Raw genomic sequence first — 13,514 nt, 5'->3', positions numbered from 1 at the left:
TTCCTGTCAGAGTTTGATTCTAATGCCCGCATACCAAGTGCCACTTCCGGAGTGAAACGGGAATGCTACGCTACTAGAATCTTTCCAGTTAAGAAATTGTCCACTACCTTGCTGATACCCAACAACAGCAGTTGTTTTATCGTTGATGCGGTAACTGATTTTCCCACCAAGGGACAGTTGTGGATTTATCTTGCGATCAAATGGTGAGAAAACTTGAACATCAAGATCTGCCAGAAGTGGTCCCCAAATCAGGTGGGCACCCATTCCAGCCTCAAGTCCAGTTAGTTGATCGCGAGACGTTCCAGTTGTCGGGAATGCTTCACTTGCTATAGTCGAGATACCAAACGAGGGATTTAGCCAAATTTCTCTAGCTTTGAATCGACCTGTACGTTCCGTACCTGGATCGGCAAGTAAAACAAGATGAGGGTCGTAGCTCAGGTAAGCACGCTCAAGAATGTGTTTAGTTGGATTAAACTCACTTACGAGAGTTGCTCCGGCATTGATTCTAGAGCTGTGTTTTACACTAAGTTGAGTTGCGGCGCTAAGTTCAGGTTTGGCACCTTTGGGAAGATACCAATCTTGCGTTAGTCGCGGATCGTCACCAGATGGGAAAAAATAACTTCGATAAGGCAAGTAATAGAGGCCAGTTTCAGCTTGAATCGACAGATCTCTACCAAGCGACTCTAACCAGTAGGCCCTTGCCGAACCAAGTGCATATGTCAACCCGTCTTGCGATCCAATTCCAGCAGTAAAGGCCGCTCCACGTTCTTCCTCTCCGAAGCGCATATCAATAAGCGCAGAAGTGAATGAACGCTCACGTGCTGACTGTTCTGTGTCGCGGAAGTTCGCTACCGCAACTTTAAGAGCAGTATTTGCTCCGAGTTCCTTGACGATAACGGCCGTGCTGGCCTTTGGTCCCGCAGTTAGCTCCAGGCGACTGCGTTGTGACCGTGGCATGACTCCCTCTCTAACAAAGTCGCTGGCCTTCAAAGGTTCCTTTGGCGGATCTTGTCGGGCGAAAACTTGTGGAGGTTCGATGCTGGCGTAAGTAGGGCCTGTATCTAAGAACCCCGCAGTAGTGTTAGCTTCTGTCGGAGCTTCTTTGTGGCCTGTTTGATGATTAGTCGTGTTCGAGCTGGCGCGCAGAACCCGATACTCCCTCCAGGTCATCGAAGTGGCTTCAACCTGACTCGACGTCAGGACATTGTGCCTTTGAGTGGATGTTGGGGACTCAGCAGTCGAGAAACGTCGTTGAGACTCCTGCCACTGCTTGTATCTCATTGTTGTGGTGTCTTGAGCAAAACTGAGCGTGCCGAGCACGAACAGAACCGCAAAGACGAGTGTCTTAAGTTGAAATGCGTGTTTCATGATTTTGTCCAGAGAAATTATGGTCGGGATGAAGATGGCGAGTTCAAACTAGAAAAGCGACACTAAACTTACTGTCATTTAAAGTGTCGTTTTCTGAACTTGAACTCGCCATCTTAGTAATAAAACCTTTTGGCTACCTTCTACCCATATTCAAATTAGAGAGTCCGGGAAACTACACTATTAATAAATAATTATCAATAGTGTAGTTTCCCGGATTATGCTGGATAACTATTTTGCCAAGCTTTCGAAAATCGAGAATCAATTAATTTTAGCTTAGGATATTATTATCGTGGATATTCGATATGAGAATTTTGTATGCATACTCTAACCAAGTCTACATATCACGTATCTTTTGGATACGGAGTTAGTGAATTGACCTGCTCATGTCCGCTACGCTTGCTTAGCCTTAGGTAAAACTTTCTTTACTTCCGGCGCCCAAAGTAAAGCCTCAGTCAATGCAGTTTCAAAGGCAGGTAAGACCCAGTTATCCTGTTCAACGAAAAATACTTTTCCGCGGAAAGGCTTGCGTAAGGCAGCGGTTGTGCCATTGGCGATCATCCCTGTTGCAGCAACCGGTAGCGGATGCCCCCAGCGCGCGATGCGCAAGTCAACAACACTTTCTTTCTTCAGTTTCAGTAGCGGCAAAATTGTTTCATTAATTTGCCTTTCGAATGAATCGCGATAACGGCCATAGGATCCAGGTGCGTAAAGATCGGCGCGGGCACCTTCATACGGCATCCCACGATAAAGCGTGAGCACAGTATGGCCGGCAACAGACTTAGCGTAGTTAGCAAGAATTACGTCGGTAACTTTGCGACCCTGAGCTGCTGCCATAGTGTTTGAGGTATCGAGTTTGCCATCGCCCAGCATATAGAGGTCATAGAAGGGATCTTGGCCGAACTCAGTCTGCAAACAAACGTTAGCCACTAAGTAACTACGATATTTTATTTTTTGAATTTCCTTAAGACGCTCTGCTTCAATTTCGTTGAGCACTTTGGCTGCAACAAATTTAGGACAAGCCATAATCGCAGCTTGGGCAACGATCGTCTGCACTTGATCGGCGCCATTCACATAAGTGATATGCACCCCATCGCTCTTGACTGTCACATCAAAAACTAGCGAATTAGCACGTAGGTTCGCGGCTGGAACAGCTTGAGAAAGTCGCTCCAACACTCTCTCAGCAACTGCGGCATTACCGCCAGGAAGTAAGGCGATGTTACTAAACTCAGAGGCGTAGAAATTAAGTCCCGCTGCAGCACTAACCTCAGAAGCAGAAGCATTCAAAGACGACCAACAGTATTGTTCAATTGCCGTCTCGATGTGTGGATGCAATCTCCCGCCAGCGACTTTCTCCAGGTGACTTTTAAATGAAACCTTGTCCAGTTCCTTAATGTAAGATTCCTGCTCGGGATCAGTAATTGGGATATCTGGATAAGGGATTGTTTCACCTTCATTCACAGTCTTGAAGTAAGTGGCCAGCTTCTCTAATTGCTCTTTCGCAGAAGCATCATCCCCGAGTGTTTCACCTGACCAGAAAGCCTTATAAATACTGCCATTAATCGCAACTGGGTCTTCCTCGGATTTAATCTTCCAAATTTGGTCAATCCCCAGTTCAGTGATCAAATTCGCAATATCAGTTTCAGCCTCAGGCTCAATAAAATATGCGGCACCAATCGAATAATCTATGCCCTGCCAGGATTGCCCCTTAGCATTACCCCCAAAGCGCGGAGCCATTTCCAAAACAATCGGCTGATACTCGCGTAACAAATATGCACTGACTAATCCGGACATGCCCCCACCGATAACAACCAAGGGAGCTTTCTCTGGATTTGCAGGAATTTTTCCACTAATGCTTTTTAAGTAAGTCGCCTTATCCCAAAGGATCTTGTGCGCACGTTCGGGATCATCTGCAAAAAAATCCTTTGTTGCAACTTGTGGCAGACTGCGATCGATCGGGGAAAAATTGCTTAAATTAAAAGCGCTGGCAGTTGCTGCCCCCGCCATACCTGGAACTGTTTGCGCCCAGGCATTTAAATGTGGGGTCAAGTATAAGGCTACGCCACTTCCAGTGATAAATTTAATTGCCTGTCGGCGAGAAATTTCATGACTCATATACTATGCTTCCTTATCAATAATCACGCGCGTCTCTGAGAGCATGTGTTCGATTGCTGCCATGCGCTTACCAAGAAATGGAACATTACGAATTGTTGCCAAGATATTATTGTCGCGCTTAATAATTAGATTTCCACCGCCACCGGTTAAAATGCACTCAAAGATATCAGGTATTTCCTTATAAATTGAGCAGCCAACTCGGGCAATACTCATGTCTTTGCCAACCGGTTGGGAATAATGGATGAACTCGTTTTGCTCCAGGCGCCAATAGTCAAACAGCGGATAAATAATCCCCCAAAGAAAAAGAATTAAAAACATCGAGCCCATCAGAAAATAAGCATCGGTGCTAAATGCCGGCTGGAAAGAAAATACCCAACTCGCAAAACGCTTAAAGATCGAGACGCCATACAAATCGAGAATCCACAGCGCCAAGAATGATGTCATGACAATCAGAATCAAGATAATAAATTTTTTCTGGTCAAAGTCCTGCACGAGCGCCACAAGGTTAAAAAACAAGACGATCACGGCAAACCATCCGAGCAGGCTCGTATTCACTCCAAAAATTCCTTGAAGAAATGCATTCGTGAAGAACATTAAAATTGTTGGCCAGAAAAACACTATTTCGGGAAATGAGGCCAAGTAAATCGCATCTTGGTGACCAGTGATGTTGCGTGGATAGTAAATATCCCAAACCGACGGTTTACGCTCGACTGCGGGAGGACGTGGTGCTGGATTAGTTTGTTCTGTTGTTGTCGCTTGGCCTGTTGCAGTAGACGAGGACGCTGGCGGTGGATTTTGACTATCAGCCATAAACTCATTAGCTCCCTAAAATATTTGATCGCAGGCTGCTATACTCGTTGCTAAAAGACTTTTCGGTTAACGAAACTTTCATCAGCGGGTATGGACTTATTTCCAACCTCGAATTTGGGTGTATTTTTGCCAGCTTACTTAAAACTCGCAAGTAATTTCTTTTGTTTTACAGTTACTTCCCCCTAGAGTATATCCCTTACAGCTCAGGGTTTCTTGCAGTTATGTATTATAACTACAGCCGTGAATTTATTTTACGTGCCTTTATTTAGGAGGGATGTCATGTTTCGAATCTTCACCCACGCATTGATAACAATTAGTTTATACTCGTTTTTTGTGCTTCCTGTGCTCGCTCAAGCTCCTGAAGTCTTATCTGAAAACGGATTTATTTCAGGAACGATGAATATTGACTTTGGCACAAGAAAGAATCTGGATACGACTGGGAAACTCGTCGAGGGCTCTCCTGCAGAAAATAGCCAAGATATTTATCAACTCAATTTAAATGTCGCTAAGACCACAGAATATTCAGGAAAAATTACTCGTAAACCTCGACTAGTTAGCAAATTGCTGGGACGCGAGTTACAACCAGCAGCATTAATTTATGACATCGGACTGGCTGTGCGAAATCCTAAAGATCTCGAACAGAAGAAAACTGTCGGCAAGTGGGTCGGATCAGTGTCGATTGATAACAAAGGTGTATATGACTTTGGCGCTGGTGACCCCAATACCAGCCAACTGCGTATGGCGATTGATGCCGTAGGGAAAGCTCAAGCATTTGTCGGACCTTTCGGCGGAAGAATCTTCGGTAAGAGTGAAGAAAAGAAAGGCATGCTCAGCCAGAAAATCACCGAGTATACTCGTATGGTTAAGGGCAAGAAAGTGAAGGTTACTGTGAAGAAAAGTGACCCGCTAACTTTTAGCAATTTAATTCTCGGCGAAGGTCCTGCCCAAATTTACCCACGCACGATTGTCAACGGCAACCTCGATTACGACTACGATACTGGAAACTGGTACACAAATGGCATTCGTTTCAAATATACAGTCAACGGAGTTGAAACCGAAGATGTCGTCACAGGTTCAATTAAATGGGTCGAGGATGCAAATCGCTCAACTAACGGCAAAGGCCAATATGAATTCAACTTACGCTTCAATGAAGAAAAGAATAAACCTGCCAGTGATGAAGGTGCTGCTTTTGCTGGCGACGAAATGGCAAGCGAAGATGCCTTCTTTATGGTTGATAATTCTATCCCCAGCATGACAGGGGCAATCTCTTTTGAGGACAGCATGTCACAGGCAGCTGCCGATGAAGAGCCAACTGTTTTTGGCAGCAAAGTTGCTTACAATCTGCATGCAAATAAGCTGACTAAACAGCAAGCCGTAAATCTATTCAAACTTTGGATGGTCATCGTCGGACCAACTAACGACGAATAAAAAGCTTTGCTTGGGGGTCGATCTTGAGCCGATCTCTTCAGAACGGGAAATTGCTCCGGTCCGCACATATTTGAATATGCTTACGGTCCTCGCAATTCCCGTTCTTCGACCTCAGCTCAACCTCAACCCCTAAGCGAAAGCTTTTGAAGGTAAGATATGAAAAAACTAGTTTCTCTTTTTGTATTAGTTTCAATACTTACTGCGTGTGCGAAACAGCAGGCGCAGGGGGGAAGAGCTGAGACCAAAGCTCCGGTCGTCGCTACGACTTCGCAAGCAAATCTTGAAGTAAAAACGCAAGTCAAAGCTAAACCCGCCAAGCCGGCACTTGCCAAAGTTGGCCTAGAGAAGCCGCCGACTAATCAACTAGCGGCAAATACTTCGGTAGCTGTGCCAACAGTTATAACCACAACTGAAACGCCAAATGTCGAAGAACAGATTAACGTAGATATTAATCCAACGGCTCCGGCTACAGTTACAACTGCCGGTGCTCCAGTTACAACCACCAGTCCTGAACTTGAACCACAAATGCCTGAAGCGCGCACTTCGACTAGCGCGTTTTTAACTGAGAACGCTCCACAAGTTGTAGCTGAGCCGACAACCGTTGCAACAAATACAATTACCGAACCAGTTCCTGCTAACGAAGAGCTGGTGCCAACTTCAACGCAAACTTTTCCAGCGCAAACAACTGTTACCACTCCAGCTAGCGAGCCTGTGGCAACAAAAACTACAGAAGTTGATTCAGTGCCCACTGCAATCGCCGGCAAGATGACAATTGAATTTCTTTCGCGCTCACTTAACGCGGATGAAAGTTCAAAACATCCCGAAAAAGCAGTGGATACTTATAGTTTAGATTTAAACGTGCCCAATAGCTTACGAGTTAAAGGTAATATTGTGCGCAAACCCCGTTTAGTTTCACAAGTTCTCGGCCGCGAACAACGCGCCTTGGAATTAAATTACACCTTGGCCCTATCGGGGGTTACCGCTGAAACGCGCGGCATGGCGCGCATGCTCGGCTCAATTTTTGTCGACCGCGATAATCAATATAGTTTCAACAATGAGCATAACGCGGGGCTGCGCTTAAGCACTTATGCCAAGGGCCAAGTTGAGAGAAGCAGCAACTTTAGTGGAACTATTCTGGGCAAGAAAGAAGCGGCCAGAACATTAAAAAATAAAATCACCGAATACACTCGCATTTTACGCGGAAAGACAATCAAACTGCAGACACGTAAAACCGACCCTTTAGCATTCAGCAATCTGCAACTCGCTGCTGGCCCACTTGAGATTTATCCAACAGCAATCGTTAATGGGAATTTAGATTTTGATTACGACACAGGAAATTGGCTCACCAACGGCATCGAGTTTCGCTATCATTTCCAAGGGAAAACAATCCGCGATATCGTAACTGGTTCAATCAAATGGATTGAAGATCCAAACAGACTTGTAAATGGCAAGGGTTACTATGAATTTAACTTGCGTCTAAACGAGGCCAACTACGACAACCGTAACGACGAGTCAGGCTTTTTTAGTGAACTTCCTAACGAAGAAGCATTTTTCTCAGTTGACCCAAATATCCCCCATCTTGGCGGAACAATCAGCTATCAAGATACTTTTCTTAACACCCCAGGAACCGAGGAAGAGCCCCGCGTGATTAACAGTGAAGTCACCTACAATCTCAAGGCTCAAAAATTAACTAATCAGCAAGTAATAAATTTTTTAAAACTTTGGTTATTAATCGTTGGTCCTGTAAACGACGAATAGGCGCAAGTCACTTTACACCCCAAACTTTACACGCTGAAAAGCACGCTAAGCTTTAAAGACTATTTGGCCTTAGTTGAAGCGTAGCGATATAATATTTCTGCGATTTGTAACCTCCGCTCTGCTGGCAGGGTATCATTAATAATCACAGCAAAGCGGATTTCCTGTCCAAGTGTGCTTTGAAAATAGCCCGCGTAACTTGTCACGCCGGTAAGCGTTCCTGTCTTTGCACGGAACTTCCCAGCGTCAAATTTTAATAAATTCTGATATGTGGAAAACTGCTTAAGCACAGCAACTAATTGCTGAGGGGAAATTTTATTTTTCCTCGAAAGCCCCGAACCTTCTTCAACCACCGGACCTTGTAGGTTAAACTTCGTCAGGCACTGACTAATTGCCTCGCGCGCTTTTTGTGGAGTTGCCGGATAGCCCGCAAGTTGCGCGCCCAAACTGAGAAAAACTTGGTTGGTTGTAAAATTCGTAGAGTATTCAAGCATACCTTTAAGGATTTCACTGAGTGGCTTGGAGTTATGCACGTAAATTAAACGCGCACCCTCCCCGGGCGCACCAAGCTCAATTTTACCAGAACTATTAATTCCTCGAGCAGCTAAGAATGTCTGTAGTAGTTCTGCAAAATACTTCGCACTCAGCACCTCATCTCCCCCTAGGTTAATGCGCTGCGGAGAACTACTCACGTTTCTACCGGCATTACGACTAATCTCAGTCAGTGGAGTCTGCGGCTCAGCTGAAATAACTCCTCCAGCTTTAAAGCGCTTGACTAGTGCGGTATTAAAATTAGCAACCAGCGGCGCATTTGGTGCATCGTATGGATTCAAAGAGTTAGCAGAACCATCAAGTTTAATCTTCGGAGCGAAACTGCTGGTATCGACAATAATATTTTTTACTTCGCGTAGACGTGAGGACAATTGCTCAACGATAAATTTTATCTCTTCCGAAGTTAAGCTGGGGTCACCATAACCTTTAATGCTTAAATTCCCCATTGAATCCTGGTAAAACTCAGTGCGGAAACGATAGTCTAATCCAAGAAATTTAATCGCACAAAAACTTGTCAGAACCTTAAGCACAGAGGCTGGGATGAATTGCTCCCTGCCACGAATGTTTAAGACTACGTTACCTGCTGAAGTTTCTGCATAAAGCCCGCCATTACCTAAAAGAGCACGAATCTCACTGACTGGGTCAGCTACAGCTTTTTCACTCACAACAAGCATGGCAACAAAGTAATAAATTAAAAAATAACGCAGCATTAAAAACACTCTCCACAAAGAGTTACTTCATTCTTATTTGACTGCATCCGGCCAACATAACATCGTGAAGTAAACTTACGAACAATTTTTTTCGCAGCACTCAGGATTTGATAATCCTCATTGCCACGAAACTTAAGTGTGACAATAAACTTACGGCAATATTTATTCTCTAAATACAGCTCTAGTAGCTTTAAAGTTTTCTCAGGAAAAGCAATTAAATCACAAATTAGCCAATCTACTTGCGCCTCTGGCACAAACTTAAAGGCATCTTGTGCATGAAATTGTAACCTGGGGTTACGCATTAAATCACTACGAAGCTCTGAACGGTCGACTGCAATCACATTTGCTCCAGCTTGCAGTGCCACATATGCCCAGCCGCCGGGAGAGCTCCCTAGGTCCAACACAGTATCTCTAGTTTTCAGCGCTTCCCCAAATCGAAGTTGAGCTTCAACGAGCTTGAGATAAGCGCGCGAAGGCGGATTCTTGTCGATTGCTAGCTTGAGATCGCCTCCAGGATACTTAGATACGCAATCAAAGAGTGGCTGACCTTGGACAAAATTTTGTAGCGATACGTAGCCAGCTTCATTATTCGCCAGTGCAAGTTGCAACACGGAAAACTCCTCGGTTCTTAATGGTTCACCGGCAAGGTCTTTATAAATCGAGCGCCTTTTCTGTTTAAGTAACTCCGATAGCTCGTTACGAATCAAGTCACTTCTGCGAGTTACACCACGCCACAAATCAAAAACATGGAGGTAGAGTGGCCGCTTCAACTCTTCTCTGGCCAATAATAGCTGAAATAAAAAATTAGCTGCCTTGGAAACGCTTGGCGCTGAAAACTGATCGACTTCGAGTAGAACTTGCTTCGCAAATGCCAATAAGGGCTGATTCTTACAACTACTATGATTCACCAGCAGTGCACGTTCGGAAATTTTCTCTACTTTCCGCGGGCTTAATGTTGCTTTAATTTCGTCATTGAGCAGTGACAAGTTTTCTGGTTCTGCTATAAAAATTGAATTTGGCATTAAATCATCTTACAACGTATAGTTCAAAGCTGAAAGAACATGCCTGGCATATTTTCGTCACTAAATCTCGAACCAAATTCAATTGAAAGAGCCAAGCAGCAAGCACTTCGCTCTAAAAGGCGCTTACTTGATTTATCTAATAGTGACTTTGCAGCCCTCGGACTAGCTTTTCCCAAGTCAGTGCTAGAGCAAGCAGCCACCCACTATCTAGCAACGCGCAAATATCAGCCCGATCCGCAGGGACTATTTGCGTTACGTGAAAAAATTGCCGCTGATTACAGGCGTTCAGGTGGATTGGAAGAAATAACTGCCGAATCAATTGTGATCACTTCAAGTTCATCGGAATCGTATCGCCTACTTTTCACCTTACTTTGCGATGCTGGCGATAAAATCCTAACGCCCGCCGTCGGTTATCCACTCACAGAAATTATTGCGCTCGATGCCAAAGTCGAGCCAAAAAGTTTTACGCTCGATTTAACTTTAAACTACTGCCCTGAAAGAATAGCGCAGGCTTACGATGCTAAGGCGCGTGCCGTGATTTTAGTTTCTCCACATAATCCTACTGGCGCAGTCGTGAAGAGCGACTTGCTTGAACTAGTCCCTGCAGAAGTAGCGCTGATTGCTGATCAGGTATTCTTTCCATATCAATGGCACACTAACCCGAGACAACATGCGGGCAGCTTAATCAAGAACCGGCCAGTTTTCCATCTCGGTGGTCTTTCTAAGCAATTCGGCTTGCCGGACTTAAAGCTTGGCTGGATCGCCATGAATCAAGTTGCCAAAGATTTATATCTCCAGCGACTTGCATTTTTGAATGATACATACTTGAGTGCTAGTTACTTAGTGCAAAATATCGCTATCGAATTATTTAGCCCAGAGGGCTCCAAGTGGACCGAGTTGCTCCATAAGCGTTGCCAGGAAAATATTACTCGAGCTCAGCAATTACTCTCAAGCGTCCCCGAACTAGATTGCCCACTACCTGATGGTGGGTGCTTTCTTTTTCCGAAAGTGCTGCTTGAAAACTTCGACAGTGAAAAATTTGCATTGAGCCTGCTGGGGCGTGGGATTTTGGTCCATCCAGGTTATTTCTACGGCGACCGGTATCAGTCGCATCTTTTCTTATCAATCCTAGCCAATTTAGCAGATTTAGAGTCGGGAATTAAGACAATATCTGACACGATCTTAACTAGTTGAGACATTTTCCTTCAGTGCTTTGGTTAATAACTTATTCTACTAGCTTGAGATCTCAAGCTAAATTCAGATCGTGCCGAAATAACTCCTAGTGGTACGAGAATTGCTTAGTTAAAAATCAGTAAGATATGTATGCAACTAATAACTCTATGTTCTTAGTTGCGGGTGAGACAAATAACAAAAGGTGCTTCAGGGGTCGAGGGTATAACATGTTTAAGCGTATCAATAATCAATCGGGGTGGAGCTTACTTGAGCTCATGGTAATCACCAGCATACTCGGCGTTCTTGCTGGCATTATGACTTCCTCGCTACAAATTTATTCTGACGCAGCTGAGTATGGCAAAGCTGAAGTCGCACAGCGTAACGGACTAACAGCAATCGAAGCTGGCTCATCAAGCATTGAAGGAATTGCGCTAATTGATGACTGGTCTGGACAATTCGGTGAACCATTAGCTGGTGACTTAGCAAATGCCTTGCCCGGCATGGTTGTCCCAGTTGATGTACAAATTCATGGTATCTTCGTGCAGTGCGCAGATGGCAGCTCCGAATCACACGCTGTAAATTTCATTACCTATGCCTGTGGAGCAGATCAGTATATGGCCTGGGTGAAAACCTGTGGTGGTGTAATCTCCACACTTGAGCACCAAGCGACTGCACATTGCTAGATCCGGAGTGCTAGATCCGCAGTAGGAATTTCAATATTTCAGGTAATTTATTTGTAGCCATATTCCCAGGCTTTTGCTACCGCTTGCCTAAGATTTAGTATTTTGGGAAAACAATCCTAGTAATTTTCTTAACAGCAGTAGGTAGCACACAGATATGAAACGACACATCGCACTGATTACAATCATCACATTAACTATTCTGATCTCTGGTTGTTCTAAAAAAAACCAGCCTGGCGGAGATGCCGTTAATGGCAATCTATCCGAGGCAGATTTAGCTGCAGGTAATCGTTGGGGCAGCGGAGCAAATTCTGGAAATATTCCACTAGCTGAAGGCGGAAGCATTTTCGAAGACGTTCATTTTGATTTTGATTCCTCTGCAGTTAGTTCGGAATACACTACCAAGCTCGAACAATATGCTGCGCAGATTAAATCTAGCCCTGAGTTTACAATCACAGTTGAAGGTCATTGCGATAGCCGTGGCACAAATGAATACAATATGGCGCTCGGGGAGCGTCGTGCCCAAGCCGTAGCGTCAGCGCTTGTAAATTATGGCGCTCCTTCAACTCAACTTCGCACAGTTAGTTATGGTGAAGAAATTCCACTTGCTCAAGGTGCTAGTGAAGATGCCTTCTACCAAAACCGTCGCGCTCATTTTGCGATTGAAAAGACTAACGGATAGGCCATTTTAAGATAGCTGCCTGAATCTTAAAGCATTCTGGCAGCTATGCCTGCTGAGTAATCAGCCACTCCGCAACTAAGCCTGCACGTTGTGCAATTTCCTTAACCAGCACGCGTTCCTTGCCAATCACGTGAAAATTCTCGCCATATGGGCCGAGTCCATCTACTGAAGAGATTCCAGCAGAGGCAAAATAATTCGCATCGCTCAAGCCTCCGACACGTGGCGAGAGTTCTAAGTTAAGCTGCCAATTTTTTCCAACAGATTTCAATGAATTAAAAATAACTAACGATAATTGATTCTCCTCTAAGGGCATTCCCTCAGATTTGACATTAACTTTAACAATTGCACCAGAATCCCTTCTGCCATCAAATTTAGTGATCGAATTAATTAAAAACTTCAAGTCCCGTTGAGTATTAGCTCTGAGTTCAAATTCAAAACTGCAGAATCCTGGAATCGTATTCGCAACAGTTCCACCTTGGATTAAGCCAACATTACAAGTCAGGCCATTTGCATAATCATTGAGCTGATCCAAGGCAAGAATAATGCGGCTAGCCTCAAGGATCGCACTAATTCCTCCCTGCGGGTCGTTACCAGCATGGGTTTCGATACCCTCAATCGTTAGATTTCCCCAAGCTCTCCCCTTTCGAGCAATCACAACCCCATGATTTTTTCGCGCTGCCTCAAACACTAAGGCAAATTTAATCTGATCACGAAGTTGATTAACTAAATTGGTAAACCCGCTGCAGGGACGCTCTTCGCAGGCATTGCTGATCACCATAATTGGAACTTTATCGATCAATTTCAAGGAGGAAATCGCACGTAAGGCTAGTAAAATTACGATCGCCCCGCCCTTCATGTCTGCAGCACCAGGCCCAAGTAGCCAATCTCGATCGATAACTTCAAGCCCACCACTCCAGCTTTCGGGTGGATAAACGGTATCCACATGACAAGATAGAACAATTCTTTTCGCTGATGACTGCGCTGAATTATTCCTGGCAACTAAATGCTTGGCAGAATCAGTCGATGGTAAATATTCGCATACCAAACCAGCAGCGGACAATTCTCGTTCTAATATTTTCTGTGCGGCTAATACGCCAGGAAAATTTTCAGAAAAACTATTGGTCGAAACAAGCTCTTGAAAAACTTCATTCGACCACATTTCTAAAGCCTTAATTGCGCTTCCAATTTCAGCCTGCAACATAAATGCGAATCCTAGCTCAGC

Annotated in this window: 11 protein-coding genes; 5 read left to right on the top strand and 6 right to left on the bottom strand. The window is 44.5% G+C overall.

What is annotated here, in order from left to right; translation table 11 throughout:
* Positions 1–6: 6 nt before the first annotated feature.
* From JNK13_07965 to JNK13_07955, 3 genes are all read right to left on the bottom strand, one after another.
* Positions 7–1,368, bottom strand: a complete 1,362-nt coding sequence (locus JNK13_07965) for a hypothetical protein (GenBank protein ID MBL7662672.1) — start codon at positions 1,366–1,368, stop codon at positions 7–9.
* 390 nt (positions 1,369–1,758) lie between these two features.
* Positions 1,759–3,480 carry an FAD-dependent oxidoreductase gene (locus JNK13_07960; GenBank protein MBL7662671.1) on the bottom strand — a complete coding sequence of 574 codons (1,722 nt, stop codon included), beginning with the start codon at positions 3,478–3,480 and terminating at the stop codon, positions 1,759–1,761.
* Positions 3,481–3,483: 3 nt separating this feature from the next.
* Entirely contained in the window at positions 3,484–4,290 is an 807-nt protein-coding gene (locus tag JNK13_07955; GenBank protein ID MBL7662670.1) for a hypothetical protein, read from the bottom strand.
* Between the two features lie 279 nt (positions 4,291–4,569).
* Between JNK13_07955 and JNK13_07950 the strand changes: the two genes are divergently transcribed.
* Both JNK13_07950 and JNK13_07945 read left to right on the top strand, forming a co-directional pair.
* Complete coding sequence (locus JNK13_07950) at positions 4,570–5,718, top strand: hypothetical protein (protein ID MBL7662669.1); 1,149 nt, start codon at positions 4,570–4,572, stop codon at positions 5,716–5,718.
* Between the two features lie 156 nt (positions 5,719–5,874).
* Complete coding sequence (locus JNK13_07945; GenBank protein MBL7662668.1) at positions 5,875–7,476, top strand: hypothetical protein; 1,602 nt, start codon at positions 5,875–5,877, stop codon at positions 7,474–7,476.
* 59 nt (positions 7,477–7,535) lie between these two features.
* Here JNK13_07945 and dacB read toward each other — a convergent pair whose 3' ends face one another.
* Together dacB and JNK13_07935 are read right to left on the bottom strand one after the other, a co-directional pair.
* Positions 7,536–8,735, bottom strand: a complete 1,200-nt coding sequence (gene dacB / locus JNK13_07940) for a D-alanyl-D-alanine carboxypeptidase/D-alanyl-D-alanine-endopeptidase (protein ID MBL7662667.1) — start codon at positions 8,733–8,735, stop codon at positions 7,536–7,538.
* Entirely contained in the window at positions 8,735–9,757 is a 1,023-nt protein-coding gene (locus JNK13_07935) for a hypothetical protein (protein ID MBL7662666.1), read from the bottom strand. The genes dacB and JNK13_07935 overlap by 1 nt, the downstream gene beginning before the upstream one ends.
* A gap of 39 nt (positions 9,758–9,796) precedes the next feature.
* Between JNK13_07935 and JNK13_07930 the strand changes: the two genes are divergently transcribed.
* The 3 genes from JNK13_07930 (at position 9,797) to JNK13_07920 (ending at position 12,292) form a co-directional block, all read left to right on the top strand.
* Complete coding sequence (locus JNK13_07930; protein ID MBL7662665.1) at positions 9,797–10,951, top strand: pyridoxal phosphate-dependent aminotransferase; 1,155 nt, start codon at positions 9,797–9,799, stop codon at positions 10,949–10,951.
* Between the two features lie 206 nt (positions 10,952–11,157).
* A complete protein-coding gene (locus tag JNK13_07925; protein ID MBL7662664.1) occupies positions 11,158–11,613 on the top strand; it encodes a type II secretion system protein in 456 nt (151 codons plus the stop codon).
* A gap of 154 nt (positions 11,614–11,767) precedes the next feature.
* Positions 11,768–12,292 (top strand): OmpA family protein, encoded by a 525-nt coding sequence (locus JNK13_07920; protein ID MBL7662663.1) that lies wholly within the window; start codon positions 11,768–11,770, stop codon positions 12,290–12,292.
* Positions 12,293–12,335: 43 nt separating this feature from the next.
* On the opposite strand, the gene JNK13_07915 is transcribed toward JNK13_07920, so the two are convergent.
* The gene (locus JNK13_07915) at positions 12,336–13,493 is read right to left on the bottom strand and encodes a M20/M25/M40 family metallo-hydrolase (GenBank protein MBL7662662.1); all 1,158 of its coding nucleotides are present in this window, start codon (positions 13,491–13,493) and stop codon (positions 12,336–12,338) included.
* Positions 13,494–13,514: the final 21 nt, after the last annotated feature.

The sequence above is a fragment of the bacterium genome (assembly GCA_016786595.1).
Lineage (GTDB): Bacteria > Bdellovibrionota_C > UBA2361 > SZUA-149 > JAEUWB01 > JAEUWB01.
This window is presented reverse-complemented; position numbering and strand designations above follow the sequence as displayed.